The organism is Streptomyces prunicolor, from assembly GCF_045162825.1.
Classification (GTDB): Bacteria; Actinomycetota; Actinomycetes; order Streptomycetales; family Streptomycetaceae; genus Streptomyces; species Streptomyces prunicolor.
This window is the reverse complement of the sequence record NZ_CP108676.1, coordinates 5,489,163-5,516,023: the sequence shown is the minus strand read 5'-3', so window position 1 is coordinate 5,516,023 and position 26,861 is coordinate 5,489,163. Positions and strand designations below refer to the sequence as shown.

The 26,861-nt window shown below is 68.5% G+C and carries 27 protein-coding genes and 2 tRNA genes; 11 read left to right on the top strand and 18 right to left on the bottom strand.

The window, feature by feature from the left end:
• Position 1 precedes the first annotated feature (1 nt).
• The 3 genes from OG588_RS25300 to OG588_RS25290 all read right to left on the bottom strand — a co-directional run bounded on the left by OG588_RS25300 (position 2) and on the right by OG588_RS25290 (position 3,612).
• Entirely contained in the window at positions 2-1,030 is a 1,029-nt protein-coding gene (locus OG588_RS25300) for a hypothetical protein (protein WP_405949274.1), read from the bottom strand.
• 535 nt (positions 1,031-1,565) lie between these two features.
• Entirely contained in the window at positions 1,566-2,975 is a 1,410-nt protein-coding gene (locus tag OG588_RS25295; RefSeq protein ID WP_405949273.1) for a DUF2252 domain-containing protein, read from the bottom strand.
• Between the two features lie 274 nt (positions 2,976-3,249).
• The gene (locus OG588_RS25290) at positions 3,250-3,612 is read right to left on the bottom strand and encodes a helix-turn-helix domain-containing protein (protein WP_366095894.1); all 363 of its coding nucleotides are present in this window, start codon (positions 3,610-3,612) and stop codon (positions 3,250-3,252) included.
• Positions 3,613-3,816: 204 nt separating this feature from the next.
• Between OG588_RS25290 and OG588_RS25285 the strand changes: the two genes are divergently transcribed.
• Positions 3,817-4,470: an FMN-dependent NADH-azoreductase gene (locus OG588_RS25285; protein WP_405949272.1), complete on the top strand. Its 654-nt coding sequence runs from the start codon at positions 3,817-3,819 to the stop codon at positions 4,468-4,470.
• A 149-nt stretch (positions 4,471-4,619) separates the two neighbouring features.
• On the opposite strand, the gene OG588_RS25280 is transcribed toward OG588_RS25285, so the two are convergent.
• The 6 genes from OG588_RS25280 to OG588_RS25255 form a co-directional block, all read right to left on the bottom strand.
• The gene (locus tag OG588_RS25280) at positions 4,620-4,850 is read right to left on the bottom strand and encodes a hypothetical protein (RefSeq protein ID WP_405949271.1); all 231 of its coding nucleotides are present in this window, start codon (positions 4,848-4,850) and stop codon (positions 4,620-4,622) included.
• A gap of 7 nt (positions 4,851-4,857) precedes the next feature.
• Positions 4,858-5,184, bottom strand: coding sequence for a hypothetical protein (locus OG588_RS25275; protein ID WP_405949270.1), 327 nt, complete (start codon positions 5,182-5,184; stop codon positions 4,858-4,860).
• 308 nt (positions 5,185-5,492) lie between these two features.
• A complete protein-coding gene (locus tag OG588_RS25270; protein ID WP_405949269.1) occupies positions 5,493-5,762 on the bottom strand; it encodes a hypothetical protein in 270 nt (89 codons plus the stop codon).
• A 144-nt stretch (positions 5,763-5,906) separates the two neighbouring features.
• Positions 5,907-6,074 (bottom strand): hypothetical protein, encoded by a 168-nt coding sequence (locus OG588_RS25265; protein ID WP_405949268.1) that lies wholly within the window; start codon positions 6,072-6,074, stop codon positions 5,907-5,909.
• A 106-nt stretch (positions 6,075-6,180) separates the two neighbouring features.
• On the bottom strand, positions 6,181-7,065 hold the full coding sequence (locus tag OG588_RS25260; RefSeq protein WP_405949267.1) for a DNA-processing protein DprA: 885 nt from the start codon (positions 7,063-7,065) through the stop codon (positions 6,181-6,183).
• 405 nt (positions 7,066-7,470) lie between these two features.
• Positions 7,471-7,554 (bottom strand) — tRNA-Leu (locus OG588_RS25255).
• Positions 7,555-8,304: 750 nt separating this feature from the next.
• Here OG588_RS25255 and OG588_RS25250 point away from each other — a divergent pair.
• From OG588_RS25250 to pknB, 6 genes are all read left to right on the top strand, one after another.
• Positions 8,305-9,153 carry a DUF3662 and FHA domain-containing protein gene (locus OG588_RS25250; RefSeq protein ID WP_366433221.1) on the top strand — a complete coding sequence of 283 codons (849 nt, stop codon included), beginning with the start codon at positions 8,305-8,307 and terminating at the stop codon, positions 9,151-9,153.
• Between the two features lie 10 nt (positions 9,154-9,163).
• The gene (locus tag OG588_RS25245; protein WP_019055182.1) at positions 9,164-9,685 is read left to right on the top strand and encodes an FHA domain-containing protein; all 522 of its coding nucleotides are present in this window, start codon (positions 9,164-9,166) and stop codon (positions 9,683-9,685) included.
• A 91-nt stretch (positions 9,686-9,776) separates the two neighbouring features.
• The gene (locus tag OG588_RS25240; RefSeq protein WP_366096129.1) at positions 9,777-11,309 is read left to right on the top strand and encodes a Stp1/IreP family PP2C-type Ser/Thr phosphatase; all 1,533 of its coding nucleotides are present in this window, start codon (positions 9,777-9,779) and stop codon (positions 11,307-11,309) included.
• A 30-nt stretch (positions 11,310-11,339) separates the two neighbouring features.
• Positions 11,340-12,785 carry an FtsW/RodA/SpoVE family cell cycle protein gene (locus tag OG588_RS25235; RefSeq protein WP_405949266.1) on the top strand — a complete coding sequence of 482 codons (1,446 nt, stop codon included), beginning with the start codon at positions 11,340-11,342 and terminating at the stop codon, positions 12,783-12,785.
• Positions 12,782-14,269: a peptidoglycan D,D-transpeptidase FtsI family protein gene (locus OG588_RS25230; protein ID WP_405949265.1), complete on the top strand. Its 1,488-nt coding sequence runs from the start codon at positions 12,782-12,784 to the stop codon at positions 14,267-14,269. Before OG588_RS25235 ends, OG588_RS25230 begins: the two co-directional genes overlap by 4 nt.
• A 170-nt stretch (positions 14,270-14,439) precedes the next feature.
• Positions 14,440-16,437, top strand: a complete 1,998-nt coding sequence (gene pknB, locus OG588_RS25225; RefSeq protein ID WP_405949264.1) for a Stk1 family PASTA domain-containing Ser/Thr kinase — start codon at positions 14,440-14,442, stop codon at positions 16,435-16,437.
• A 91-nt stretch (positions 16,438-16,528) separates the two neighbouring features.
• Here pknB and OG588_RS25220 read toward each other — a convergent pair whose 3' ends face one another.
• From OG588_RS25220 to OG588_RS25195, 6 genes are read right to left on the bottom strand one after another with little or no spacing between them, the layout of a single operon-like run.
• The gene (locus tag OG588_RS25220; protein ID WP_405949263.1) at positions 16,529-17,284 is read right to left on the bottom strand and encodes a class E sortase; all 756 of its coding nucleotides are present in this window, start codon (positions 17,282-17,284) and stop codon (positions 16,529-16,531) included.
• Positions 17,285-17,290: 6 nt separating this feature from the next.
• Positions 17,291-18,391 (bottom strand): class E sortase, encoded by a 1,101-nt coding sequence (locus OG588_RS25215; protein WP_405949262.1) that lies wholly within the window; start codon positions 18,389-18,391, stop codon positions 17,291-17,293.
• The gene (locus OG588_RS25210; protein ID WP_328681339.1) at positions 18,388-19,026 is read right to left on the bottom strand and encodes an aminodeoxychorismate/anthranilate synthase component II; all 639 of its coding nucleotides are present in this window, start codon (positions 19,024-19,026) and stop codon (positions 18,388-18,390) included. The genes OG588_RS25215 and OG588_RS25210 overlap by 4 nt, the downstream gene beginning before the upstream one ends.
• Positions 19,023-19,220, bottom strand: coding sequence for a hypothetical protein (locus OG588_RS25205; RefSeq protein WP_026150117.1), 198 nt, complete (start codon positions 19,218-19,220; stop codon positions 19,023-19,025). The genes OG588_RS25210 and OG588_RS25205 overlap by 4 nt, the downstream gene beginning before the upstream one ends.
• A 16-nt stretch (positions 19,221-19,236) precedes the next feature.
• On the bottom strand, positions 19,237-19,929 hold the full coding sequence (locus tag OG588_RS25200) for a class E sortase (protein WP_405949261.1): 693 nt from the start codon (positions 19,927-19,929) through the stop codon (positions 19,237-19,239).
• A gap of 21 nt (positions 19,930-19,950) precedes the next feature.
• Positions 19,951-20,730, bottom strand: a complete 780-nt coding sequence (locus OG588_RS25195) for a DUF881 domain-containing protein (RefSeq protein WP_398845914.1) — start codon at positions 20,728-20,730, stop codon at positions 19,951-19,953.
• A 142-nt stretch (positions 20,731-20,872) separates the two neighbouring features.
• Here OG588_RS25195 and crgA point away from each other — a divergent pair, with 142 nt between their 5' ends.
• Positions 20,873-21,127, top strand: coding sequence for a cell division protein CrgA (crgA, locus tag OG588_RS25190; RefSeq protein WP_033285718.1), 255 nt, complete (start codon positions 20,873-20,875; stop codon positions 21,125-21,127).
• Positions 21,128-21,422: 295 nt separating this feature from the next.
• On the opposite strand, the gene OG588_RS25185 is transcribed toward crgA, so the two are convergent.
• Both OG588_RS25185 and OG588_RS25180 read right to left on the bottom strand, forming a co-directional pair.
• A complete protein-coding gene (locus tag OG588_RS25185) occupies positions 21,423-22,331 on the bottom strand; it encodes a rhomboid family intramembrane serine protease (RefSeq protein WP_405949260.1) in 909 nt (302 codons plus the stop codon).
• A gap of 104 nt (positions 22,332-22,435) precedes the next feature.
• Positions 22,436-22,963, bottom strand: coding sequence for a peptidylprolyl isomerase (locus OG588_RS25180; protein ID WP_405949259.1), 528 nt, complete (start codon positions 22,961-22,963; stop codon positions 22,436-22,438).
• Positions 22,964-23,281: 318 nt separating this feature from the next.
• Here OG588_RS25180 and OG588_RS25175 point away from each other — a divergent pair, with 318 nt between their 5' ends.
• The gene (locus OG588_RS25175; RefSeq protein WP_405949258.1) at positions 23,282-23,983 is read left to right on the top strand and encodes a DUF5324 family protein; all 702 of its coding nucleotides are present in this window, start codon (positions 23,282-23,284) and stop codon (positions 23,981-23,983) included.
• Between the two features lie 427 nt (positions 23,984-24,410).
• Here OG588_RS25175 and OG588_RS25170 read toward each other — a convergent pair.
• Positions 24,411-24,483: transfer RNA gene (locus tag OG588_RS25170), tRNA-Ala, on the bottom strand.
• A 180-nt stretch (positions 24,484-24,663) separates the two neighbouring features.
• On the opposite strand from OG588_RS25170, the gene OG588_RS25165 reads away from it, so the two are divergent.
• A complete protein-coding gene (locus OG588_RS25165; protein ID WP_019055167.1) occupies positions 24,664-25,212 on the top strand; it encodes a DNA-binding protein in 549 nt (182 codons plus the stop codon).
• Between the two features lie 203 nt (positions 25,213-25,415).
• A complete protein-coding gene (locus tag OG588_RS25160) occupies positions 25,416-26,849 on the top strand; it encodes a serine/threonine-protein kinase (protein ID WP_405949257.1) in 1,434 nt (477 codons plus the stop codon).
• Positions 26,850-26,861: the final 12 nt, after the last annotated feature.

Here is a 26,861-nt window from a genome sequence, read left to right as displayed (position 1 = left end):
CTCATGCCCCGACGCTACCCGACGGGCCTTCCGACGCGTGCGGCTGCGAGAGCAGGTTCGCCAGCTCCGCCTCCCGCTCGGCGACCTGGGCGAGCAACTGCTCGGCGATCTCGTCGAGCAGGCGGTCGGGGTCGTCCGGGGCCATCCGGAGCATGGAGCCGATGGCGCCCTCCTCCAACTCCCGGGCGACGAGCGTGAGGAGCTCCTTGCGGTGGGCGAGCCATTCGAGGCGGGCGTAGAGCTCCTCGCTGGGGCTCGGGCCGCGCTCCGCCGGGGCGGGTCCGGCGGCCCACTCCTCGGCCAGCTCGCGCAGCAGCGGGGCGTCGCCGCGGCTGTAGGCGGCGTTGACCCGGGTGATGAACTCCTCACGCCGCTTGCGCTCGTCGTCGTCCTGCGCCAGGTCGGGGTGGGCCTTGCGGGCCAGCTCGCGGTAGAGCTTGCGGGCCTCCTCGCTGGGACGCACCCGCTGCGGGGGCCGGACCGGCTGGTCCGTGAGCATCGCCTCGGCCTCCGGGAACAGGCCGCTGCCGTCCATCCAGCCGTGGAACAGTTCCTCGACCGCGGGCATCGGCATCACCCGGGCCCGTGCCTCGTCCGCCTTGCGGATGTCCTCAGGGTTGCCGGTGCGTGCGGCCAGGGCCTCGGCGATCTGCGCGTCCAGCTCGTCGAGGCGGGTGTACATCGGGCCGAGTTTCTGGTGGTGCAACCGGGAGAAGTTCTCGACCTCGATGCGGAAGGTGTCCACCGCGATCTCGTACTCGATCAACGCCTGCTCGGCGGCGCGCACGGCCCGGTCCAGCCGCTCCTCGGGCCGGGGCGCCGCGCTGTCGGCCAGGTGGGAGTCGGCCGCACCTCCACCGGTGCCCTCGGGTCGGGGCGCCCGGGCGTCCGCACCCTCGTCGATGCCCTCGCTCGCGGAAGTGTCACCCGCCGCGGCTCCGGCGGCGGACGGCACCTCGGCACCCGCCTGCTCCGGCGCCGGTTGGCCAACGGGCACGGACTGGGACTGCTCAGCTTCCGGGGTCGTCACCCGACCAGCGTAGGCCACGGCCCGACGGGCTACGGGGCATCGGTTGGGCTGGGACCTTGTGGACCACGGGTGACCTCGCCGACGGTGGGGCATCGGCTGTGCCGGCAGTGCCTTATGAACTGCAGGTCATGTCGCCGCCGGTGCGGTTCACGCCCTGCGGACGGGCGGTTCGGGAGCCTCGGTCGGCGGAGGGTATTTGTCTTGCTCCCGGATGCTTTGCCCCCGAATGTCTTCCCCCGGAGAACCCGTCCCGGACGCGTCGCAGGCCGCCGTCGCAGGCCGCCGTCGCCCAACAGACCGATCCGCCGACGCCGACGCCGACGCCGAGTGAGAACGGGCCGTGACCGCCAACTCCTCGCCCCCACACGGGCAGCAGGCCGCACCGGGCGCCGACGGGCACGAGGAACACCAACTCGCCGCACCCTCGGACACCGCCGGAACGATCTCCACCGGGCGCCGATCGGCAGCCCCTCTCCCCGGGGTCCCCGAGGACCCCCGAAGGCCCCCGAAGGCCCCCGAAGAATCCTCCGACCGCCTACACGCCCATCTCCGCCGCGATCCGCCCCGTCCGCACCGCCCCCACCAACTCCGCGTGGTCCGCCTCGGTCCGGTCGGCGTAGGCAACGGCGAACGTCGCTATCGCCTCGTCCAGTTCGTCGTTCTTGCCGCAGTAACCGGCGACCAGGCGCGGGTCGGCGCTGTGGGCGTGGGCGCGGGCCAGGAGGGCGCCGGTCATCCGGCCGTAGTCGTCGATCTGGTCGGCGGCGAGGGCGGCCGGGTCGACGCTGCCCTTGCGGTTGCGGAACTGCCGTACCTGGAACGGGAGTCCGTCGACCGTCGTCCAGCCCAGCAGGATGTCGCTGACGACCTGCATCCGCTTCTGGCCGAGCACCACGCGCCGGCCCTCGTGCGCGACGGACGGCGCGTCGAACCCGGCGCTCCGCAGATGCGGCACCAGCGCCGAGGGGCGGGCCTCCTTCACCTGGAGGACGAGCGGTTCGCCGCGATGGTCCAGGAGCAGCACGACGTACGACCGCGTGCCCACGCTGCCCGTGCCGACGACGCGGAAGGCGACGTCGTGCACCGTGTGCCGGGCGAGCAGCGGGAGGCGGTCCTCGGAGAGCGTGTCGAGATACTCCTCCAGGGACGCCGCCACCGCCGCGGCCTCCGCGTCCGGGATCCGCCGCAGCACCGGCGAGGCGTCGACGAAACGGCGCCCGCCGTCCTCCGCGAGCTCGGTCGACTTGGCCGCGAACCGCCCGCTGGTGTTGCCCCGCGCCTTCTCTGAGACCCGCTCCAGCGTGCCGAGCAGGTCACGGGCGTCGGCGTGGGAGACCAACTCCTCGTCCGCGATGGCGTTCCACGCGTCCAGCACCGGGAGCTTGGCCAGCAGTCGCATGGTGCGGCGGTACGAACCCACCGCGCCGTGCGCAGCCGTACGGCAGGTGTCCTCGTCGGCGCCGGCCTCCCGGCCCGCGAGCACCAGCGAGGCGGCGAGCCGCTTGAGGTCCCACTCCCAGGGGCCGTGCACGGTCTCGTCGAAGTCGTTGAGGTCGATGACCAGGCCGCCGCGGGCGTCGCCGTACAGGCCGAAGTTGGCCGCGTGGGCGTCACCGCAGATCTGGGCGCCGATTCCGGTCATGGGAGTGCGGGCGAGGTCGTAGGCCATGAGTCCTGCCGAACCGCGCAGGAACGCGAAAGGCGTGGCCGCCATCCTGCCCACCCGTATCGGCGTGAGCCCGGGGATACGACCGCGGCCGGACTCCTCGACGGCGGTCACCGCGTCGGGGCGGGAACCGTCCGGCTCGAAAGCGGCGTGCGCGCTGCGCGGGACGCTCTCCCGCAGCGCCTTGCCCTCTTCCTTGGGCGACCCCTCCACGGGCCACGTGGCGAAGCCCCGCACCCCGGGCAGCCTGCGCCCCGCACCGATACCGGCCTCGGTCATACCGACCGCCTCCCCCGTACACACCCACGCTCACACGTGCGTTCGTCCGAACATCAACTCGCGATGACCGTACAGCCGGTGGCGAAAACACGTCAGACCCTGTGGACAACTCCTCGGCTGTGGAAAACCGGCGCCGAACGATGCCTCACCGGTGCCGAACGATGGCTCACCGGCGCCGATCCAGGCCTCACCGACGCCGTCGAAGCCTCAGCGATCGGCACGCCTGCCCAACCCGACGGCCCAACCCGACCTACCCCGACCTACCTACCTCGACTTAGCACGCGCCCGACTGCCACCCCTCGCGCAGATGCACCTGGGCCCACGCGCCGAGCTCCCGAAGTGCCGGTCCCAGCGCCTTCCCCGACTCCGTCAGCCGGTACGAGACGCGCAGCGGCGGGCCCTCGTCGACCTCACGGACGAGCAGCCCGGCGGCGCCGAGTTCGGTGAGCCGGTCGGAGAGCATGCGTTCGCTGATGCCCGGGATCGCCCGGCGCAGGTCGGCGAAGTGAACGGGCTGCGCCATCAGGACGGCCACGATCGGCCCGGTCCAGCGCTTTCCGAACAGCTGGAAGACACGGGTGATGCCGTCGTCGACCTTCTTGCACGCATCCGTGCCGTGACTCTGCTCGACCGCCATGCCCTCAGGGTACTGCCCTCCCATATGGCGATGAAAAAAAGTAAGTACCTGTGTTATTCATAGTCGAGTACGAAAACTTAGCTACTGAACAACGTGACGGGACTGCTGCGCCCAGCACCCGCTCGACACGTCGTTCAACACGTCGTTCAACACCTCGATCGGCACCTCACTCGGCACCTCACTCGACACCTCTTGGAGACCTCCATGGCCACACTCCTGCACATCGACTCGTCCGTGTTCCCCGCCGGCGCCAGCGCCTCCCGTGCCGTAGCCGACGCGTTCCGCACGTCCTGGGAGGAACAGCACCCGGAGGGCACGGTGATCCACCGCGACCTCGCCGCGAACCCCGTCCCGCACATCACCGTCGACGCCCACACCGCCGGTTTCGCCGACCCGGCCACGCAGACGCCCGAGCAGGCGGCGGCCTTCGCCGAGCGCGTGCAGCTCATAGAGGAGCTGGAGCAGGCGGACGCGGTGCTGATCGGCGCCCCGATGTACAACGCCACGATCCCCTCGACCCTGAAGGCCTGGCTGGACAACGTGATCCTGATGGGCCGCACCGCGGGCACCGAGGACTCGAAAGTGAAGGGCATCCCGACCGTCGTAATCGCCAGCCGCGGCGGCGCCTACGGGCCGGGCACCCCGCGCGAGGGCTACGACTACGTCCAGAACTATCTGAAGGCGATCCTCGTCGACGCCCTGGGTCTGGACGCCGAGTTCATCGTCCCGGAACTCACCATGGCCCCGCAGAACCCGGCGATGGCCGACCTGGTCCCGCTCTACGAGGCGTCGCGCGAGCGCGCCCTCGGCGACGCGGCCACCAAGGCCAAGGACCTGGCGGAACGCCTCGCGGCCTGACCCGGCGCCCGACCTCCGACCTCCGCTTCAGGTGAGAACAGCGTGTGATTGTCCTCACCTGAGGCGGGGATCACGGATCCATCACCGAAGCCGGCGCCTGGCTGGTTCCCCGTACTGCCGCCGCCGCAGCGGCAGCACCGCGCCCGAGCTCACTGGCCCTCTTCGCTCCGCTTCCCCATCCAGGACTGACAGATCCATCGGGCAAGCGCTCCTACCAGGACAGCGACGACGATCGCCCCCCAGTCGATGACATGCGGAAGCCCAGGAAAGAAGCCGAAGAAGGCGAGCGTCACCACAAGACCCGCCACAAACGCGGCGATCCCGACCGACCGCCGTCGCGCCTCCCTGGACTGTTCCCGCCCTTGCTGCTGATCGATCATGAACGGCTCACTTCGTGATGTGGTGGCACTGACTCACCCGCCGCATCCCATTGACGTAGAGATGCGCACACGCCTTTCCATAACGAGGCAGCGTCCGGGGAGAGTTGTTCCTCATCGGATCGATCTTGCACTCGGGGTGCGTTCGCCCGCGGGACGTCCGATAGGTCTTGTTGTTGGTATCGGCGTACGTGAAGTCGATGCGCCAGTTGCAGAAACCGCTGCTCAACGCACCGACGAAGGCACAGTCGACGCCCGCGTTCTGGTAAGTGATCCGCTTCCCGCCACCTCGGACGATGTGCGTGAACAGGCAGCCGGTCGGAATCTTCACCGTCATGCCGCCGACGCTGTACTCGAAGGTCCGGACAGGAGTCGACCCGACAGCACCGGCCTGAGCCACGGAGGAAGTCGTCAGCACGAGAGCGCACGCGGCGGCTAAAAGCCGCGAAAAGCTTGGACCTATACAGCGCGACCATCAACGATTCCCTTCCGGCGGAACACCTCTTACGACCGGAAAGAACTCCGTCGACGCGATCATGTTTCTGGCCGACGGAATGGTTCACCGACTTGAGTGATCAAGAGCTAGTGCGCTGACCAGGTGATTCGTTTCCGCGCCCCAACCCGTCAAGCTGCGTCTCGGTCGCCTCAGGAAGAGCCCGCCGCGATGTTGAGGTGCCGCCCGAGGACAACGACAGCCACGCTCCCCGCTCCGGCGACCTTCAGTGCCGTGGACGCGGACTGAGCGTGGTTGCCTGTTGTCCAGGTGGCGTCGATGAGCAGCACGTTTTCGCCCCAGAGCGCCGACGACGTGTAACGCTCCGTAGAAGCGGAGCGGCCGAGCGCCGATGCGCCGGGCGTCGGTGTGAGCAGGTCGCGGTACCGGTCGCGGGTGACGCCGATCACACCGGCGACCATGCCGCGAAGGGGATGATCTTCACGACTGCTGGTGCTGGGCACCGTCGTGACGGCGTCGAAGCCGGATATGGCGCAATGGTCCGCAATGCGGTCTTCATGCAGGGCGAGGAAACGCCACGGGACAGCCGCCGATCCCATACGGAACTACTGCTGCTGGGGGCCGGTGGCGTTTTTGTAACGCCACAACTCGTTGGCGTACTGCTCTCCCTTGAGAGCCAGGCTCAGTGGGACGACGGCGTCAGCGACACCCGCGCCGAGGATGTCGCCTGCCTGCCGACACTGCCAGCAGGTGGGGTAGCCGGCGTTCGCCATGCCGCGGCAGACCTGACAGACGCCCGGGCCGGGTAGCAGAGGATGGACCAGGAAGTTGGCATAGCGGGCGGGCAGCCCGACGACGGTTGCCACCCGGGTCCGCCGACTACGCCCAGGTGAGCTCGCCCGTGGCGGGGACGAGAGAGTCGAGTTCGCCAATGACGTCGTCAGGGCCGTCGATGACGGTTGTATTGGGCCTGGTCGCGTACTCCCGTGCCCATTCGTGGGTCATCAGAGAGCGCATGAGGAAGACCCGTCGACCGTGCTCCAAGGCGAGGCGGGCCTGCATACGGGCGCCACTGCGATACGCCGCCTCGACCACGACAGTGGCGAGACTGTAGCCACTCATCACGGCGTTACGCATGGGGAACGAGATCTTCGAGGGCGGGGCGTCGGGCCAGAACTGGGAGATCAGCAGCCCCCGCTCGGCGATCTCCTGCTGGAGCCCTGCGTTCTGTGCCGGGTAGGAGCGCCGCAGGCCGGTGCCGATGACGGCGACGGTCCGGCCGCCGACGGCGAGAGCGGTGCCGTGCACGGCGCTGTCGATCCCGGCGGCAAGGCCGCTGACCACCGTCACGCCGCGCTCGGCAAGCCCTCCCGCGATGGCGCGGGCATGCGCGATGCCCTCCGGAGTGGGGGCACGGGTGCCCACGACAGCCACCCGGAGATCGTTGCTGACGGGTGTACCGCGCAGGAACAGGAAAGGTGGACGTTGATGGACCAGCCGCAGATTGAGCGGATAGTCATCCTCCAGGATCGTCACCAGTCGCATGCCCTCGCGCTCCCAGGCAGCGATCTCGGCGGCGACGGACTCGAGGTCCGAGGCAGGCTCGGTGTCGAAGAGAGCACCCTGCCCAGAGGCGTCGAGCGCGTCCTCAAGCACGTCGCGTGCGCTTCCGACCGTCTCGATCTGGTCGGTGAGTTCGGGCCAAGGGCGGTCACCGCGTCGCAGAAGTGCGACGAGGGCGGCTCGCTCCAGCTCCTGGTCCATGTCGCCAAGCATAGAAAGAGCGTCTGGACCCAGCAGCGGAAGTTGCGCGGCGGATCGAGAAAAGGCCGTCAAGGCACCGCTGACTGCGATCGGAGCCCGACGCGAGTGGAAACACCGGGCGTCGGTGGTCGGGCAGTGACGAGCGATGGAGTTGCTCAGCGGCCATCCACCCGTCCCTCGGCGACCTTGCGTCAGGCCGAACTCGCCCCAGCCCGAAGAGTGAGACAGCCCACACTTCAGCCACTGAAGATCAACAGCCGCAGGGACAGCGGCTCGCCGGCCACACCGAATTCGTCCATGTAATGACCATCACACCGAGCCCCGGCCTGCCCCGGCACAGCGAAACGGACTGATCGTGATCACGAAGAAGCCCCCCAGGTCTAAGACCTGGGGGGCTTCTGTCTGTGCGCGAGGGGGGAGTTGAACCCCCACGCCCTTTCGGGCACTGGAACCTGAATCCAGCGCGTCTGCCTATTCCGCCACCCGCGCATTGGGTGTGTCCTCGGGCCCTTCCCCTAGAGGGCTGGCGCCTTCCGACATGCAGAAGATTAGCACGGTGCACGGGGTGGATTCACATCCCTTTCCCCTGGGCGGGACCCCCCGTTCCCCTGAGCGGGACGCCCCTCGCAAGGCCCCCATCAGCACCCTTCAGCGTCCCGCCGGCACCACATCGGCACCACGTCAGCGCTCATCAGCACCCCATATCGCCCCTCACCAGCGCCCACCCGCCCCCACCCACCCCCGCCGACTCCCACCGGAACCCCCACCACCTCCCGCCGAACGCCCGAACGCCCAACCGCCCAAGCGCCACGCCCCCCCCACCTCGCCCCCCCACCTCGCCCACCACCCGCACCGCCCCCAACACCTCCCGCCCCACCCCCGTCGAACACCCCGCACCCCCCACCACGTACCAACGTGGACCGGTTCACGTATCAACCTCGTACCGGTAACCGCCATCTCCCCAGGAGGCGGCCAAGGTCCACAGTCAGGTGCGGGACACTTGTCTGCGGCCCCCTCTACGATCCTGGGCAGGAGTAGTGCACAGGCAGTAGTGCAGAAGGAGTTCGACGGGCCGACAAGGGGGAACCAGCCGATTTACCGGCGCGTGGATACGATCAGTAAGCAGTACCAAGGCAGTCGGCACGACAATCACCACTACAGACACCGCGACAGACACCACGGCAGCCGGCACGGCGGTCGGTACGACAGCCAGTGCGGCGACGACGGAGGAGGTGCCCCATGGGAGTCCTGAAGAAGTTCGAGCAACGCCTCGAAGGTCTGGTCAACGGCACCTTCGCCAAGGTGTTCAAGTCCGAGGTCCAGCCGGTCGAGATCGCCGGCGCGCTCCAGCGGGAGTGCGACAACAACGCGACGATCTGGAACCGCGACCGGACCGTCGTACCCAACGACTTCATCGTGGAGCTGAGCACGCCGGACTTCGAGCGGCTCAGCCCCTACTCCGGACAGCTCGGTGACGAGCTCGCCGGGATGGTGCGCGACTACGCCAAGCAGCAGCGTTACACCTTCATGGGACCCATCAAGGTCCACCTGGAGAAGGCGGACGACCTCGACACCGGTCTGTACCGGGTGCGCAGCCGTACGCTCGCCTCCTCCACCAACCAGCAGGCTCCCGGGACCCCCGCTCCGGCGGCACCCCCGGCAGCGGGACGGCCCGGCGGGTACGGCTATCCGCCCGCCGCCGCCCCCGCGAGCGCCCCGCCGCCGATGCCGGCCGCGCCGCCGCCCGGCGGTCGGGGCTCTGCGCCGTACCTCCAGCCCGCGCCCGCCGCTCCGGCGGCCGGCGCACGGATGCGGTACTGGGTGGAGATCAACGGCGCCCGCCATCAGATCTCCCGCGCGACGTTGGTGATGGGCCGCAGCACCGAAGCCGACGTGCGGATCGACGACCCCGGCGTATCCCGCCGGCACTGTGAGATCCGGACCGGAACGCCCTCGACGATCCAGGATCTCGGGTCCACCAACGGCATCGTGGTGGACGGGCAGCACACCACCCGCGCTACGCTCCGCGACGGCTCGCGGATTGTCGTGGGCAGCACCACCATCATTTACCGGCAAGCCGAAGGGTGAAGCGGGGGCAATGTCAGAGCTGACCCTCACGGTCATGCGGCTGGGTTTCCTGGCCGTACTGTGGCTGTTCGTGATCGTGGCCGTGCAGGTCATCCGCAGCGACCTGTTCGGAACGCGTGTCACACAGCGCGGCTCGCGACGGGAAGCCGGACGACCGCAGCAACAGGCCGCCCGGCAGGCGGCGCCTCCGCAACAGCGCCAGCAGCAGCCGAGCGGGGGCGGCCGGCGGGGCCGTAACGCCCCCACCAAACTCGTCGTCAGTGAGGGAATCCTCACCGGCACCACCGTCGCGCTCCAGGGCCAGACCATCACCCTGGGCCGGGCGCACGATTCGACGATCGTGCTGGACGACGACTACGCGTCCAGCCGTCATGCCAGGATCTACCCGGACCGCGACGGCCAGTGGATCGTCGAGGACCTCGGATCCACGAACGGCACGTACCTGGACCGGTCCCGGCTGACGACCCCCACACCGATTCCGCTGGGCGCGCCGATCCGCATCGGCAAGACCGTCATCGAGCTGCGGAAGTAGTACAGACAATGAGCGAGCGGAGCGAGCACGCAGCGGCGGACCGCCTGGCGGACCCCGGCGCGCTCCCGACCGGAGGGTGGGCACCGTGCGGATGTACCCGGAGCCGACGGGCGAGGTGCGCATGAGTCTGTCACTGCGCTTCGCCGCCGGATCGCACAAAGGCATGATCCGAGAGGGCAACGAGGACTCCGGTTACGCCGGTCCACGTCTCCTCGCGATCGCCGACGGGATGGGCGGCCAGGCCGCCGGCGAGGTCGCCTCCTCCGAGGTGATCTCGACCATCGTCTCGCTCGACGACGACGTGCCGGGCTCCGACATCCTCACCTCGCTCGGCACCGCCGTGCAGCGGGCCAACGACCAGTTGCGGATGATGGTCGAGGAGGATCCCCAGCTGGAGGGCATGGGCACCACGCTCACCGCCCTGCTGTGGACCGGGCAGCGGCTCGGCCTCGTCCATGTCGGCGACTCCCGCGCCTACCTGCTGCGCGACGGCGTGCTGACCCAGATCACCCAGGACCACACCTGGGTGCAGCGGCTGGTCGACGAGGGCCGGATCACCGAGGAAGAGGCCACCACCCACCCGCAGCGCGCGCTCCTGATGCGCGCGCTCGGCAGTGGCGACCACGTCGAGCCGGACCTGTCGATCCGTGAAGTCCGCGCCGGCGACCGGTACTTGATCTGTTCCGACGGGCTGTCAGGAGTCGTCTCCCACCAGACGATGGAAGACACCCTCGCCAGCTACCAGGGCCCCCAGGAGACCGTGCAGGAGCTGATCCAGCTCGCCCTGCGCGGCGGCGGCCCCGACAACATCACGGTGATCATCGCCGACGTCCTGGACCTCGACACCGGCGACACCCTCGCCGCGCAGCTCTCGGACACCCCGGTGATCGTCGGCGCGGTCGCCGAGAACCAGCTCCACCAGCACGACAACGGCATCATGCAGACCCCGGCAGGGCGTGCCTCCGGGCTCGGCCGCCAGGTGCCCGGACAGAACGGCGGGGGCGGCGAGTTCGGCCCGCCCGGCTCCGGCGACACCACCGGCTACGTCCCCGAGGGCAGCTTCGGGGACTACACCGACGACGACTTCGTGAAGCCCTCCAAGGGCCGCAAGTGGTTCAAGAGATCCTTCTACACCGTGCTCGCGCTCGCGGTCATCGGCGGCGGCCTGTACGGCGGCTGGCGCTGGACGCAGACGCAGTACTTCGTCGGCGCCAACGGCGAACACGTCGCGCTGTACCAGGGCATCAGCCAGGACCTCGCCTGGGTCTCGCTGTCGAAGGTGGAGAAGGACCACCCCGACATCGAACTCAAGTACCTGCCGCCCTACCAGCAGAAGCAGGTCAAGGCGACGATCGCCGAGGGCGGTCTGAAGGACGCCCAGCAGAAGATCGCCGACCTCGCCGTGCAGGCCTCCGCGTGCAAGAAGGAGTCCCAGCGCGAGAGTGCCGCCAGTAAGCCCAGTGGCACCACGGGAACCGCCAGCACCTCCCCCACGTCCAAGGCGACGCCGAAGCCGAATCCTTCGACCTCGACGTCCCCGTCCCCGACCCCGTCTGCGACTCCCAGCCCCGGTCCCAGTCTTTCGGAGGAAGAGCAGCAGGTCGTCTCGCAGTGCAGCAAGTAATAGGCAAGCCGTGAGAGGCCCCGTCACACGATGAGCAGTTCTACCAACACGCCGTCGCACCACACGTCCACGATCGGCGCCATCGGCGCACCGAGCCGGCGCAACACCGAGCTGGCGCTCCTGGTGTTCGCGGTCGTCATCCCGGTGTTCGCCTACGCCAACGTGGGCCTGGCCATCGACGACAAGGTGCCGACCGGGCTGCTGAGTTACGGCCTGGGCCTCGGCCTGCTGGCCGGCGTCGCGCATCTCGTCGTACGGAGATTCGCCCCGTACGCGGACCCCCTGCTGCTGCCCCTGGCCACCCTGCTGAACGGACTCGGGCTCGTCGCCATCTGGCGCCTCGACCAGTCCAAGCTGCTGCAGTCCATCCACGTGGCCGGTGGCAAGGCGACCAACCAGCTGCTGTACACGGCCATGGGCATCGCGCTTTTCGTGATCGTGCTGATCTTCCTCAAGGACCACCGCGTCCTGCAGCGCTACACCTACATCTCCATGGCCGGCGCCCTGGTCCTGCTGCTGCTCCCGCTGGTCCCCGGCCTGGGCCTGAACGTCTACGGTGCCAAGATCTGGATCTCGATCGGCGGATTCACCATCCAGCCCGGTGAGTTCGCGAAGATCGTCCTCGCGATCTTCTTCGCCGGCTACCTGATGGTGAAGCGTGACGCGCTCGCCCTGGCCAGCCGCCGCTTCATGGGCCTGTACCTGCCCCGCGGCCGCGACCTCGGGCCCATCCTGGTCGTCTGGTTCATCTCGATCCTGATCCTGGTCTTCGAGACCGACCTCGGAACGTCGCTGCTGTTCTTCGGAATGTTCATCATCATGCTGTACGTCGCCACCGAGCGGACCAGCTGGATCGTCTTCGGTCTGCTGATGTCCGCGGCCGGCGCGGTCGGCGTGGCCAGCTTCGAATCGCACGTCCAGCAGCGCGTCCAGGCCTGGCTCGACCCCATGCGCGAGTACACGCTGAGCCGCACGCCGGGCGTCACCGGTCTCCACTCGGAGCAAGCCATGCAGGCGCTGTGGGCCTTCGGCTCCGGCGGCACCCTCGGCACCGGCTGGGGTCAGGGTCACTCCGACCTGATCCGGTTCGCCGCCAACTCCGACTTCATCCTCGCCACCTTCGGCGAGGAACTGGGCCTGGCCGGCATCATGGCGATCCTGCTCCTGTACGGCCTGATCGTGGAGCGCGGCGTACGCACCGCCCTCGCCGCCCGCGACCCGTTCGGCAAGCTGCTCGCCGTCGGCCTGTCCGGCGCCTTCGCGCTCCAGGTCTTCGTGGTGGCAGGCGGTGTGATGGGCCTCATCCCGCTGACCGGTATGACGATGCCGTTCCTCGCGTACGGCGGTTCCTCCGTCATCGCCAACTGGGCGCTCATCGGCATCCTGATCCGCATCAGCGACACCGCCCGCCGGCCGGCCCCCGCGCCCGCTCCCAGTCCCGACGCCGAGATGACCCAGGTGGTCCGCCCGTCATGAACAAGCCCCTGCGCAGGATCGCGCTCTTCTGCGGCCTCCTGGTCCTCACCCTGCTGCTGCGCGACAACTGGCTCCAGTACGTCAAGGCCGACAGCCTCAAGGACGACCCGAAGAACCGTCGCGTCACGATCGCCCGCTACTCCATCCCGCGCGGCGACATCATCGTCGACGGCAGCCCGATCACCGGTTCCACCGAGACCAGCACCTCCGGGCTGAACGACCTGAAGTACAAGCGCACGTACAAGAACGGCGCGATGTGGGCGCCGGTCACGGGATACGCCTCGCAGGCCTTCGGCGCCAACCAGCTGGAGTCCATCGAGGACGGCATCCTCTCCGGCACCGACGACCGGCTCTTCTTCCGCAACACGCTCGGCATGCTCACGGGCAAAGCGAAGTCGGGCGGCAACGTCGTCACCACCCTCAACCAGGCCGCGCAGAGCGCCGCGTGGAACGGTCTGAAGAAGCAGGGCGGCAAGGGCGCGGTCGTCGCCCTCGACCCGTCCACCGGCAAGATCCTGGCGCTGGCGTCCTACCCGTCGTACGACCCCTCGTCGTTCGCCGGGAACTCCACGTCCACGGACTCCAAGGCCTGGCAGAAGCTGCAGAAGAAGTACGACCCCAACGACCCGATGCTCAACCGCGCGCTGCGCGAGACCTACCCGCCGGGCTCCACCTTCAAGGTGGTCACCGCGTCCGCGGCGCTGGAGAACAACCTGTACTCGTCCGCCGACGAGGCCACCAACTCGCCGCTGCCGTGGATCATGCCGGGCACCACGACCCCGCTGAAGAACGAGGGCAACCTGCCCTGCAAGAACGCCACCCTGCGCGAGGCCCTCCGGGTCTCCTGCAACAGTGTCTTCGGCAAGATCGGCGCCGACCTCGGCAACGCCAAGATGCTGGCCGAGGCGAAGAAGTTCGGCTTCGACACCGAGCAGTTCACCCCGATCCGATCCAGCGCCTCGGTCTTCTCCGACAAGATGAACGACTCGCAGACCGCGCTCTCCTCGATCGGCCAGTTCAACACCGCCGCGACCCCGCTGCAGATGGCCATGGTCGCCTCCGCGGTCGCCAACGACGGCAAGCTGATGAAGCCGTACATGGTCGACAAGCTCCAGTCGTCGGGCGTCGACACCATCGCGCAGACCGAGCCGGAAGAGTTCAGCCAGCCGCTGTCGTCGAAGAACGCGCAGATCCTGCAGTCGATGATGGAGACCGTCGTCGAGAAGGGCACCGGTACGAGCGCGAAGATCCCCGGCGTCACCGTCGGCGGCAAGACCGGTACCGCCCAGCACGGCGAGAACAACAGCGAGAACCCGTACGCCTGGTTCCTCTCCTACGCCAAGAACGCCGACGGCAGTTCGCCGGTCGCCGTGGCCGTGGTCATCGAGGACGACAAGGCCAACCGTGACGACATCTCCGGCGGCGGCCTCGCGGCCCCGATCGCGAAGAGCGTGATGGAGGCCGTCATCGACAGCAAGAAGTGACCCCGCTCACGTCCCCTTCACATCGGTGCACGTTGGGATACCGGTCCTGTATCGGGTGACGGGCTTGGCCAGGTCACACAGAGCCAGCCGGGTACGGTAGGCCCGGACGGCTAGCCTCCGACCGCACATCCGTGCGGGTCGGGACCGACGGAGAGGGCTGGTAGGGAACTATGGAAGAGCCGCGTCGCCTCGGCGGCCGGTACGAGCTGGGCCAGGTGCTCGGCCGTGGTGGCATGGCGGAGGTCTACCTCGCCCATGACACACGCCTCGGCCGCACGGTGGCGGTGAAGACGCTGCGCGTCGACCTTGCGCGCGACCCTTCCTTCCAGGCCCGGTTCCGCCGGGAGGCCCAGTCGGCCGCCTCGCTCAACCATCCCGCGATCGTCGCGGTCTACGACACGGGCGAGGACTACGTCGACGGGGTCTCGATCCCGTACATCGTCATGGAGTACGTCGACGGCTCCACGCTCCGTGAGCTGCTCCACAGCGGCCGCAAGCTGCTGCCGGAGCGCTCCATGGAGATGACCATCGGCATCCTCCAGGCCCTGGAGTACTCGCACCGCAACGGCATCGTCCACCGCGACATCAAGCCGGCCAACGTCATGCTGACGCGCACCGGCCAGGTCAAGGTGATGGACTTCGGCATCGCCCGCGCCATGGGTGACTCCGGCATGACGATGACGCAGACGTCCGCGGTGATCGGCACCGCCCAGTACCTCTCCCCGGAGCAGGCCAAGGGCGAGCAGGTCGACGCCCGCTCGGACCTCTACTCGACGGGCTGTCTCCTCTACGAACTCCTGACCGTGCGGCCGCCGTTCGTGGGCGACTCCCCGGTCGCGGTCGCGTACCAGCACGTACGCGAGGAGCCGCAGCCGCCGTCCGTCTTCGACCCCGAGATCACCCCCGAGATGGACGCGATCGTCCTGCGGGCCCTGGTCAAGGACCCCAACTACCGCTACCAGTCCGCCGACGACATGCGCATCGACATCGAGGCCTGCCTCGACGGTCAGCCGGTCGCGGCGACGGCGGCGCTGGGTTCGGTCGGCTACGGCGGTTACGGCGACGACATGCCGACCACGGCCCTGCGCTCGGACGCCGGTGCCGGCGCGACGACGATGCTGCCCCCCATGAACCCGGACGACGGCGGCTTCGGCTACGACGACCGTCCCGACCGGCGCCGCCAGCAGAAGAAGAAGTCGAACACCTCGACGATCCTGCTGGTCGTGGCGGCGGTCCTGGTGCTGGTGGGCGCGATCCTGATCGGGAAGTGGGCGTTCAGCGGGGACGGAGGCGCGGACAAGCCGTTCGCGGCCCCGAACTTCGTCGGCCAGCCCTACGACACCGCGAAGACCATGGCCGTCAACTCCGGCCTGAAGCTGGCGGAGCCCACCCGCAAGGCCTGCGAGAACGCGCCGAAGGGCAGCGTCTGCTCGCAGGACCCGAAGGAGGGCACCGACGTCAACAAGGGCGACACCATCAACCTGGTGGTCTCGACCGGGGCGCCGAAGGTCGTCGTACCGAGTGTCCTGGGCCAGAGCGTCGACGACGCCACCACGACGCTCGAGGCCGACAAGTACAAGTTCGTCGTGAAGACCAAGCAGAAGGTGTCCGGCGAGGATCCCGGCACGGTCCTGGAGCAGGACCCCGTCCTCGGCACTGAGGTGCAGAAGGGCACCACGATCACCCTGACCGTCGCGAAGGCCCAGGAGAAGTCCACGGTCCCGGACGTCAGCGGTCAGACCTGTGACGACGCCAAGAAGCAGATGCAGCAGAACGACCTCGTCGGCAACTGCACCGAGGTGGCGACCACCGACACGAACCTGAACGGCAAGGTCGTCACGACCACGCCCGCGGCCGGGACGCAGGTCGACAAGAACTCGTCGGTCAACATCCAGATCGGCAAGGTCTCCCAGACCCAGGTCCCGAACGTCGTCAACCAGACGGTGGCGAACGCCAAGCAGATCCTGCAGCAGAACGGCTTCACCAACATCCAGTTCACCGACAACAGCGATCAGGGCGACAACGCGATCGTGACCCAGCAGGACCCGGGCTCGGGCAACCAGGTGGACGACCCCGGCAACACGCAGATCACCCTCACCAGCGTGGGCACCGGCAACAACAACGGTGGCAACAACGGCGGCGGCTTCTTCGGTGGCAACAACGGCTAGGCGGCACACCGTTACGACATGACGGAGCCCCGGCACCCTGAGAAGGGGTGCCGGGGCTCTTTCGTACGTGCGGTGCGCTACGACCTCGCCGTCAGCGCAGTTCCTTCGGCGGCGTCCGCGCGCTGTCCACCTTGTCGACGCGGACCAGCTCGCCCCACACCACGTACCGGTACCGGGAGGTGTACACCGGCGTGCAGGTCGTCAGGGTGATGTAGTGGCCGGCCTTCTTCTTGCCCGACTCCGTGGGGATCTGGGCGAGGGTCTTGACGTTGTACTTCGAGGTCTCGGGAAGGATGTCGTAGACCTTGTAGACGTACCAGTCGTTCTTCGTCTCGAAGACGATCGGGTCGCCCTTCCTGAGCTTGTCGATGTTGTGGAACTTGGCGCCGTGGCCGTCGCGGTGGGCGGCGAGGGTGAAGTTGCCGGTCTTGCCGGTGGTCGGGAGGGCGGCCTTGACGGGGTCCGTGTAGTAGCCGGCGACGCCGTCGTTCAGGACGCTCGTCTCGGTGCCCTTCTCGACCAGTACCTCGCCGTTCTTCATGGCGGGCACGTGCAGGAAGCCGATGCCGTCCTTGGTGTCGAGGGCGCCGGGACCGGTGTCCTTGTCCTTGGACCAGTTGTTCCGGACCTTGTCGCCCTGTTTGTCGGCCGTGCGGTCGGCGACGACGTTCGTCCACCACAGGGAGTAGACGACGAACAGACCGAGGATCAGGCCCGCCGTGATGAGGAGTTCACCGAAGAAGCTGACCGCCGTCGCGACCGGGCCGGTGCCGCGGGGGCGGTCCGGTGGGGAGGCGGGCGTGTCGGTCTGCTCGTCGGTGTGGTCGGTGGTCGCTGCCACGTTCATCTGCCCTTACTCGATGAGCGCATCCGGCTTGCCCTTGCTGCGCGGCCGTTCCTCGACCATCTTGCCCCAGACGATCAGCCGGTACTTGCTGGTGAACTCCGGCGTACAGGTCGTCAGCGTGATGTAGCGGCCGGGCTTGGTGAAGCCCGAGCCCTTGGGGATGGGGTCGATGACACTGGTGTTGCTCGGCGACGTCACGGGCAGCGAAGACGTCATCTTGTAGACGTAGTAGGTGTCCTGGGTCTCCACCACGACCTCGTCGCCCGGCTTGAGCTGGTTGATGTACCGGAACGGTTCGCCATGGGTGTTGCGGTGCGCGGCGAGCGCGAAGTTGCCGGTCTTGGCGTCCGGCATCGCGGTCTTGAGGGAGCCCTCGCTGTAGTGCCCGACCATCCCCTTGTCGAGCACCTTCTTGTTGCTGACGCCCTCGGCGATCGGCGCGATGACGTCCAGTTTGGGGATGTGCAGGATGGCGAAGCCCTGCCCCGGCGAGAACTCTCCGGGGGCGCGCTTCCCGCTCGCCCAGTCGTTCTGGAGCTGGCTCGCCTCGCTGCCGGCCTGTGCGTGCGCCCGTACGTTCGTCCACCACAGCTGGTAGCTGACGAACAGCAGCATCAGCACGCCGGTGGTGATGAACACCTCGCCGATCGCCCGGCTCGCGACGACCGCGGGGCCCGGCTTGTTCGCCCGCTGCCGCCGTCGCGCCTCGACGCGCGAGAGCGGCGCGCCGGTACGCGCTCCGGCACCGGATTCCGGGGCCTCGGCGGTCTCCTCCGCGGCCCCGCCGGCCCCATGACGCCCGTGCCGCCCCTTGGCGGCCTTTCTCCGGGCCGCGCGACCGCCGGTGGGGGTTCCTGTGGCGGAGGAGGCGGATGAGGCGTCAGACGCCGATATGGACCGCCCGTGGCCCGTCCGCTCCGGCGGCAGGTCCGCTATCCGCAGCGCGACGGTCTCTTCGTCGATCGGCCCGTACGGCACCCCGGACGCGCCCTGCGCCTGTGTGCCGTGCCACTGGTCGAACCCGCCCTGTTCCCCGTACGACGGCTCCGCGTACGGCTGCTCCCCGTACGCGGCCTCGGACTCGCGCTCGGGGCGCAGCGCGGTCACGCCGTGGCCCTGCCCACCACCGGGGCGAGCCCCACCGACCTCGCCACGGCACCCTGATCGCCGCACTCCACCAGCCAGTTGGCCAGCATCCGGTGGCCGTGCTCGGTGAGCACCGACTCCGGGTGGAACTGGACGCCCTCGACGGGCAGTTCGCGGTGGCGCAGGCCCATGATGATGCCGTCGTGCGTCCGGGCGGTGACTTCCAGCTCGGCCGGGACCGTCCCCGGCTCGGCCGCCAGCGAGTGGTAGCGGGTCGCCGTGAAGGGCGAGGGCAGTCCGGCGAAGACGCCCCTGCCCTCGTGCTCGACGAGCGAGGTCTTGCCGTGCAGCAGTTCGGGGGCGCGGTCCACGACGCCGCCGTAGGCCACCTGCATCGACTGCATGCCGAGGCAGACGCCGAAGACGGGGACCCCGGTCGAGGCGCAGTGCCGCACCATCTCGATGCAGACGCCGGCCTCCTCGGGGGTGCCGGGGCCGGGCGAGAGGAGGACGCCGTCGAAGCCGTCCTGGGCGTGCGCCGTCGACACCTCGTCGTTGCGCAGCACCTCGCACTCGGCGCCCAGCTGGTACAGGTACTGGACCAGGTTGAAGACGAAGCTGTCGTAGTTGTCGACGACGAGAATCCGTGCACTCACTGGTTGTCCACCGTCACATCGTTGAAGGGCAGCAGCGGTTCGGCCCACGGGAAGACGTACTGGAAGAGGATGTAGACCACGGCCAGGGCAAGGACGAGCGAGATGAGCGCCTTGACCCACACGTTGCCCGGCAGATGCCGCCAGATCCAGCCGTACATGCCGTCCCTTCCGTCGCGCCACGGCACCAGACTCACGCCGTACGTCACCAGACTAACGGCGCAGCGCGGCTGGTCTCCCGGCCTCCACAGGCTGTGTGGAGTCGAGATGGGCCCAGACGATCAGCCGGTGGCTGTGCCCCCACTCCGGATCGCACGTGGTCAGCGTGAGATAGCGGCCCGAGGCCGTGTACCCGGACTTACGTGGCACAGGATCGATCACCTCAATGTCGGTGGGCACTGTTTTGTAAGGCCCTTTGTCGATCCGATACGTGAACCAGGTGGTCCCGTCCGTCAGCACCACCGCGTCACCCACGCGCAGCTCCGGAAAGTTCACGAAGGGGTTCCCGTACGTCCGCCGGTGCCCCGCCACCGCGAAGTTGCCGACCTGCCCCAGCCGCGCGGTGCCCGCGTAGTGCCCGAGCCCCTTCTTGAGGGTGCTCACGTCGGTGTCCTCGAGGACGGGCTTGTTCCACGTGAAACCAAGCCGCGGGATGTACATGATCGCGAAAGGCTTGCCGTCCTTGTAGGCGGCGGGTTTCGCCGGGGCGGGGGAGGCAGCGGGCGCCGGGGATGCCTTCGGGTGCGCGGTCTGCCGCGACCACTGGCTCTGCAACTGGTGCACCTGGTCGCTCATCGTGTGGTCGGCCTTCACGCCGGTCCAGAACAGCACATAGACCACGAAGAGCACGATCAAGGCGCCTACGGTGATGCAGAGTTCGCTGACACTCCTGACGATCACGCGCACCGGCAGCTCCCGTACGGCCGCTTACTCCACTGGCTTCGCGTAGTGCAGATCCACTGTGCCCGAGTACCCGGGAAGAGTCACCGTCCCGTCGTCGGTCACTTTCCACCCGAGCCCGTAGACGTCGACGTACACCTTGTAGTTCTGGATCGCCTTGGACGCCGTCAGCGCCGCCTGCAGCTTCCCCGTGTCCCCGACCGCCGTGATCTTGTACGGCGGCGAGTAGACCCGGCCCTGGAGGATCAGGGTGTTGCCCACGCAGCGCACGGCGCTGGTCGCGATCAGCCGCTGGTCCATGACCTTGATGCCCTTGGCGCCGCCCTGCCACAGGGCGTTCACGACCGCCTGGAGGTCCTGCTGGTGGATGACCAGGTAGTCGGGCTGCGGCTCGGGGTAGCCGGGGAGCTTGGCGGTGGCGTTGGGCGGGGCGTCGTTGAGGGTGACGGTGATGGCCTTGCCCTTGAGCTGCTGCGCGCCCGCGGTCTTCTCCAGTGCCGTGAGCTTCTTGTCGTCGGCGCCGGTGCTGCCGTCGTCCTCCTTTCGGAGGGAGTCGACCTCGTCGCGCAGCACCCCGTTCGCGTCGTTCAGCCGGCCGTTCTTCTGGCTGCGGGTCTGGATGAGGTCGGACAGCTTCAGCAAGGAGGCGTCCGTGCGGATGTTGGTGCCCTTGGCCGTGTCGAAACTGGTGAAGAAGATGAGCCCCGCGAGGGCGAAGACGGCGACCGTGAGAATCCGCACGGGGCGGAAACGGCGGATACGGGCAGGACTGGTACCCGTCCCGGGGGAGTCGGCAGAATTGCTCAACGTACCCTTATCTCCTTCGGCGCCGCGGAAGCACTACGCTAACGGACGCCCGGGGGAGCACTCAGTGTCCCCTTGTACGCTGCCCCGGAGCCCGCCCCAGTTCCCTGCGCGGCCACGCAGCGCATCGACAGGAGAGACCCTCGTGCCGAAGTCACGTATCCGCAAGAAGGCCGACTACACGCCGCCGCCGGCGAAAGCGGCGACCGCCATCAAGTTGAACAGCCGTGCCTGGGTCGCACCGGTCATGCTGGCCATGTTCGTCATCGGGCTGGCCTGGATCGTCGTCTTCTACGTCACCGACGGTTCCATGCCCATCGACAGCCTGGACAACTGGAACATCGTGGTGGGCTTCGGCTTCATCGCCGCCGGGTTCGGCGTCTCCACGCAGTGGAAGTAGCGGCACAAGCAGCGGTCGAAGCTGCGTCCACCTCCTGGTGAACGCAGCTCTGCCCACGGCTTTCCGCTGAGTTATCCACAGGCCAGAGAAATATCCACAGCAGGCCTGGGGAAAAAGAACGACGATCTGTGGATAACCCCCCGGGTGTTGACGCTGGTGTGACTGACACACCGGCAACCGCAAGCCTGTTCGCCCCCTGCCTGACCTGCATAAACACGGGTCAGCGACAGGGGGCACAGCTGTTCCCCCACGGTATGCACAAGATCCGGCACACGCTGTGGACAACGGTTTGATATCAGCTGAGCTGAGCCGTCCTGATCAGCGTCAACACCACGACGACGACCAGTACGACCGCACAGGTGCCGTACTGGATCAGGGCCCGCCGCTCACGCGGGGCGTGCACCATCGCGTACCCGGTGATCACACCGGCGACCAGGCCACCGATGTGGGCCTGCCAGGCGATGTTGCCCCAGCCGAAGGTGAAGATCAGGTTGATCACCAGCAGGGCGAGGATCGGCCGCATGTCGTAGTTGAGGCGGCGCATCAGGACGGCGGTCGCGCCGAAGAGGCCGAAGATGGCGCCGGAGGCACCGAGCGTCTCCTGGGTCGGCGAGGCCAACAGATACGTCAGCGCACTGCCCGCAAGGCCCGAGACGAAGTAGAGCGCGAGATACCGGACCCGGCCGAGCGCGGCCTCCAGAGGTCCTCCGAGCCACCACAGGCTCAGCATGTTGAAGCCGATGTGCCACACGGCCTGGTGCGCGAACATCGAGGTCACCATGCGGTACCACTCGCCGGCCGCGACACCCGTCGTGGCCTTGTACGGCGCCGGTGGCCACCCGCCGAGGAGGACGAGGTGGTCGAGGAGCGAGGGGCGTACCTGGACGGCGATGAACACCGCCACGTTGATCCCGATCAGGATCTTGGTGAGGAGCCGCGGATCCGCCACCACCGTGCCGCCAGCGATCGTCCGGGGCTGAGCCGCCGTCGGAGCATGCCCGGTACCGGAGCCACCACGGACGCACTCGGGGCACTGGAAACCCACGGACGCGCTGACCATGCACTCAGGGCAGATCGGGCGCTCGCAGCGGGTGCAGCGGACGCCGGTCTCGCGGTCCGGGTGCCGGTAGCAGACCGGCAGGCTCTGGGCGTCCGGGGGCCGCTGCTCCTCCGGGCCCTGCGGGCTGCCTGGCGCCTGGTCCATGGGGTCCCCTCAATCCTTCGTACGCAATGCACCGCCCCGCCCATCCTTACGGACGAGCGGGGCGTTTGGTTCCCGGCGGTAAGAGCTGGTCTCGACCCGAGGATCTAGCGGGTCTCGACGACAACCGACTCGATGACGACGTCGTTGACCGGGCGGTCGGTGCGCGGGTTGGTGTCGGCGGCCGCGATGGTGTCCACGACCTTCTGGCTCGCCGCGTCGGTGACCTCACCGAAGATGGTGTGCTTGCGGGTCAGCCAGGCCGTCGGGGAGACAGTGACGAAGAACTGCGAGCCGTTGGTGCCCGGCCCGGCGTTGGCCATGGCCAGCAGGTAAGGCTTGTCAAAGCGCAGGTCCGGGTGGAACTCGTCCTCGAACTGGTAGCCCGGGCCACCCGTGCCGTTGCCCAGCGGGTCCCCGCCCTGAATCATGAAGCCCTTGATCACCCGGTGGAAGACCGTACCGTCGTAGAGCTTGGCCGCGGCCTTCTCACCGGTGGTGGGGTTGGTCCACTCCCGCTCACCCGTGGCGAGCTCGACGAAATTCTTGACCGTCTTGGGCGCGTGGTTCGGCAGCAGCCGGACTTCGATGTCGCCGAGGCTGGTCTTGAGGGTGGCGTAGAGCTGCTCGGCCACGATCTGCCTTCCGTTGTCTTTCTGTGACCCCCAGATCCTCGCACGCTCGTCGTGCCCCGTCGCCCGACGACTTTTCTCTCGTGGCCTCTCCACAGGATCCCCTCGCAGAAAACCGGCCGAGTGGCTCCGGGACAGGGGCGCGGCACGGGGATCCGTGGCATTGTCGACGACAACCCCCTGTTCCCTCACATTCATCCGTTATTGCACGTGATCGTGACCCGGATGCCCGCCCTCACATGCCTCGTATTGCTCTGGCAGGCATGATCCGTAATTGGGTGGATAGACGAAGAACCGTACGCCACCGAGGAGGAGGAACTCGTGACCCGCATCGACAGCGTGCGCTCCGCGACCGGATCGGCGAAGGACAGCGTGCTGCACGCCGCGGAAGTGGTGGCGCCCTACGCCGACACGGCCAAGGACCGGGCCTCGTACTACGCCCATGAGGCACGCGTACGACTCGCGCCCAAGGTGTCGCTGGCCGCCGACCAGGCCCGCGTCCAGTACGGCGCCCATGTCGTGCCGCGCCTTGAGCAGGCCCGCACCCATGTACCGCCGAAGGTCGACCAGGCCGCCCAGGAGGCAGCCGTCCGTGCTCGGAAGGCTGCCCAGCAGGCCGCCGAGTACTCACGGCCGAGGATCGAGCAGGCGGTCGCCGCCGCGGGCCCGGTCAAGGACGAGGCCGCCGCGCGCGGTGCGGCGGCGTTCGCCGCGCTGCGCGGCCAGGTCTCGCCCAAGGAGATCCAGAAGCTGGTCCGCAAGCACGAGCGGCGGGCGAGGGCCGGCCGGCTCGCGAAGGGGCTGGCGGTACTGGGCGTCCTGGCGGGCGGTGCTTTCGCCGCCTGGAAGTGGTGGGACAAGCAGGCCAACCCCGACTGGCTGGTCGAGCCGCCCGCCGCGACCGAGGTGCCCGAATCGGGACACCTCACCTCGGTGGACGGCAGCCCTGAGGCCCTGCTCGACCCCGAGGTCGAGGCCAAGCAGGCCGAGGACGAGGCCGCCGAGAGCGACGACCACCGCTGACGTCCGACGCACTTTCAACATCGCCGCGGGGCAGGAGACTTGAGGGTCTCCTGCCCCGCGGCGATGTTTCACGTGGAACACTCCCGGGCGCGGACGGACGCCCTCGTTTTCTTGACGTACGCAAGTTGCCTGCGATGACGTTTGCAACGCCCCAGGTGTACAACCGGCGCACAGACTCCCTTAACGGACCGCACACCCCTGATTACACGACCGTATTCACACCAGCTCACACACCTCCCGCACACGCGGGCACACGTTCCCCACATCGCGCCGATCGCCGCCACGACGCCCCGCGAACCGCGCTCGGCACCGATATTTGCGCAAACAACTGCAACGAAGATCCGCCCTTTGCGTGACGCACGTCACCTCCAGGGCACAAAGAAGCACCGGCCGGACGCCACTGAGGGCGACCGGCCGGTGCGGGATGTGGAGCCTAGGGGAGTCGAACCCCTGACATCTGCCATGCAAAGACAGCGCTCTACCAACTGAGCTAAGGCCCCGCTAGAGAAGCATCCGACCGGCAGAACCACACACCGGCGGGCTTCCGGGACCAGCGTACCGGGTCACCCCGGGTATCTCGCAAAAACTTGGGGGTCCCGGTGAACGACCACTCTCCGTAAGATGCTCGTCGTGGTTCGCTAGAGCGAACCGCGGTTTTGGGGAAGCGATGGGGAGACGCAATGGACGCCGCACAGCAGGAAGCCACCGCCAGAGCGCGGGAGCTGCAGCGGAATTGGTACGGGGAGCCTTTGGGGGCGCTCTTCCGTAAGCTCATCGACGATCTTGGTCTCAACCAGGCTCGTCTCGCAGGGGTGTTGGGGCTGTCCGCCCCGATGTTGTCCCAGCTGATGAGCGGTCAGCGGGCGAAGATCGGCAATCCCGCGGTGGTCCAGCGGGTGCAGTTGCTGCAGGACCTGGCGGGACAGGTCGCGGACGGCAGCGTGAGCGCGGCCGAGGCGACCGAGCGCATGGACGAGATCAAGAAGTCCCAAGGGGGCTCGGTGCTCAGCAACACCACGACCACGACGAGCAGTTCGGGAGCGCCCACGGTCAAACGGGTGGTCCGCGAGATCCAGTCGCTGCTGCGCTCGGTGGCCGCCGCGGGCGACATCATCGACGCGGCGGACACTCTCGCCCCGACCCACCCCGAACTGGCAGAGTTCCTCCGGGTGTACGGCGCCGGACGCACCTCCGACGCGGTCGCGCACTACCAGTCCCACCAGAGCTGAGCCCACGGCCCGGCCGCCGATCGGGGGTTCGGCAGCCGGGCACACGGCCGGCGAGGGGCACGAGGGGGTCGTGACACTCACCGGAAGCACATGTGGGACAGCCGCGAGGGAGTGCCATGAGGAAGTGCGGTCAGAGGGAGTCGTATCGCTCGTCTCGGGGGAAGCAACGGAGGTAGCCGAAGGGGGAGGAGCGACGCACAGCCATGGGTGAGGTCTTCGCCGGCCGGTACGAACTGGTCGACCCGATCGGGCGCGGCGGTGTCGGCGCGGTCTGGCGCGCCTGGGACCACCGGCGTCGCCGCTATGTGGCCGCCAAGGTCCTGCAGCAGAGCGACGCGCACTCGCTGCTGCGCTTCGTACGGGAGCAGGCCCTGCGGATCGATCACCCCCATGTGCTCGCACCGGCCAGCTGGGCGGCCGACGACGACAAGGTCCTGTTCACCATGGACCTGGTGGCCGGCGGTTCGCTTGTCCATCTCATCGGGGACTACGGTCCCTTGCCCCCCGCCTTCGTCTGCACGCTGCTCGACCAGCTCCTCTCCGGTCTCGCCGCGGTGCACGCGGAAGGGGTCGTGCACCGTGACATCAAGCCCGCCAACGTGCTCCTCGAAGCGACCGGCACGGCCCGTCCGCGCCTGCGTCTGTCCGACTTCGGCATCGCGATGCGGCTGGGCGAGGCACGTCTGACGGAGACCAACCTCGTGGTGGGGACGCCCGGTTACCTCGCGCCCGAACAGATGATGGGCGCGGAGCCCGACTTCCCCGCCGACCTGTTCGCCGTAGGACTGGTGGCGCTGTATCTGCTGGAAGGGGCCAAGCCGGACGCCAAGGCGCTGGTGCAGTACTTCGCGGAGCATGGGACCCCGGGGGCGCCCAAGAGCATTCCCGAGGCGCTGTGGCAGGTCGTGGCGATGCTGCTGCAGCCGGATCCGCAGGCCCGCTTCCGCACGGCCACGGGGGCGCGCAAGGCGCTCGCGGCGGCCGCGGAGCTGTTGCCCGAGCCCGGCCCCGACGACGAGTTGATCGAGATCTTCGACCAAATCGGGCCGCTCCCTTCGGAGTTCGCGCCCGAGGGCCCACTGAAGCGGGCTTCCGGGGTGGACACGGGGTCGACGACGTCTTCCGCGCCGTCCGCCGAGCCTCCCGTACCCAAGAACGACCCGGGCACCGGCGCCGGGAGCAACGGCCGTGACTCGGCCTGGCCCGGCACGGACTCCGTACCCGTGGATCCACGGCAGGGCATCGTCTCCCGACCGACCCCGGCTCCCACCCCTACTCCGGCCCCGCCGACCTCCCCGCCACCGCTCCCGTCCCCGATGTCGGACACCGGCAGCTTCCATCTGCCGCCCCCGCAGGGACAGCAGCAACCACAGCAAGGTGGCCAGTACCACCCCTCGTACTCCTCTCCCCATGAGTTCACGCATGTCCTGTCCTCCCCCCAGCCGCGCGCTGATCCCTCTACTGCTTCATACACCGCTCAGGCCCCGCAGGTTCCACCGTCGGCGCCGCCGGTTCCGCAGCACCGCGGCAGGCGGGCACGGCGTCGTCCCGGGCCGCCCGCGAAGGTGGTGATCCCGGTGCTGCTGCTCGCGCTGGCCTGTTATGCGGTGGGGTTCTGGGCACTTGCCCACGTCTGAGAAGCAAGGGCT

What these genes read in the sequence shown, in the direction of transcription:
- OG588_RS25295 (WP_405949273.1), bottom strand. Translation starts at nt 2,975, where the DNA reads ATGACCGAGGCCGGTATCGGTGCGGGGCGCAGGCTGCCCGGGGTGCGG.
- OG588_RS25290 (WP_366095894.1), bottom strand. Translation starts at nt 3,612, where the DNA reads ATGGCGGTCGAGCAGAGTCACGGCACGGATGCGTGCAAGAAGGTCGAC.
- OG588_RS25285 (WP_405949272.1), top strand. Translation starts at nt 3,817, where the DNA reads ATGGCCACACTCCTGCACATCGACTCGTCCGTGTTCCCCGCCGGCGCC.
- OG588_RS25280 (WP_405949271.1), bottom strand. Translation starts at nt 4,850, where the DNA reads ATGATCGATCAGCAGCAAGGGCGGGAACAGTCCAGGGAGGCGCGACGG.
- OG588_RS25275 (WP_405949270.1), bottom strand. Translation starts at nt 5,184, where the DNA reads ATGACGGTGAAGATTCCGACCGGCTGCCTGTTCACGCACATCGTCCGA.
- OG588_RS25270 (WP_405949269.1), bottom strand. Translation starts at nt 5,762, where the DNA reads ATGGTCGCCGGTGTGATCGGCGTCACCCGCGACCGGTACCGCGACCTG.
- OG588_RS25265 (WP_405949268.1), bottom strand. Translation starts at nt 6,074, where the DNA reads ATGGCGAACGCCGGCTACCCCACCTGCTGGCAGTGTCGGCAGGCAGGC.
- OG588_RS25260 (WP_405949267.1), bottom strand. Translation starts at nt 7,065, where the DNA reads ATGGACCAGGAGCTGGAGCGAGCCGCCCTCGTCGCACTTCTGCGACGC.
- OG588_RS25250 (WP_366433221.1), top strand. Translation starts at nt 8,305, where the DNA reads ATGGGAGTCCTGAAGAAGTTCGAGCAACGCCTCGAAGGTCTGGTCAAC.
- OG588_RS25245 (WP_019055182.1), top strand. Translation starts at nt 9,164, where the DNA reads ATGTCAGAGCTGACCCTCACGGTCATGCGGCTGGGTTTCCTGGCCGTA.
- OG588_RS25240 (WP_366096129.1), top strand. Translation starts at nt 9,777, where the DNA reads ATGTACCCGGAGCCGACGGGCGAGGTGCGCATGAGTCTGTCACTGCGC.
- OG588_RS25235 (WP_405949266.1), top strand. Translation starts at nt 11,340, where the DNA reads ATGAGCAGTTCTACCAACACGCCGTCGCACCACACGTCCACGATCGGC.
- OG588_RS25230 (WP_405949265.1), top strand. Translation starts at nt 12,782, where the DNA reads ATGAACAAGCCCCTGCGCAGGATCGCGCTCTTCTGCGGCCTCCTGGTC.
- pknB (WP_405949264.1), top strand. Translation starts at nt 14,440, where the DNA reads ATGGAAGAGCCGCGTCGCCTCGGCGGCCGGTACGAGCTGGGCCAGGTG.
- OG588_RS25220 (WP_405949263.1), bottom strand. Translation starts at nt 17,284, where the DNA reads ATGAACGTGGCAGCGACCACCGACCACACCGACGAGCAGACCGACACG.
- OG588_RS25185 (WP_405949260.1), bottom strand. Translation starts at nt 22,331, where the DNA reads ATGGACCAGGCGCCAGGCAGCCCGCAGGGCCCGGAGGAGCAGCGGCCC.
- OG588_RS25165 (WP_019055167.1), top strand. Translation starts at nt 24,664, where the DNA reads ATGGACGCCGCACAGCAGGAAGCCACCGCCAGAGCGCGGGAGCTGCAG.
- OG588_RS25160 (WP_405949257.1), top strand. Translation starts at nt 25,416, where the DNA reads ATGGGTGAGGTCTTCGCCGGCCGGTACGAACTGGTCGACCCGATCGGG.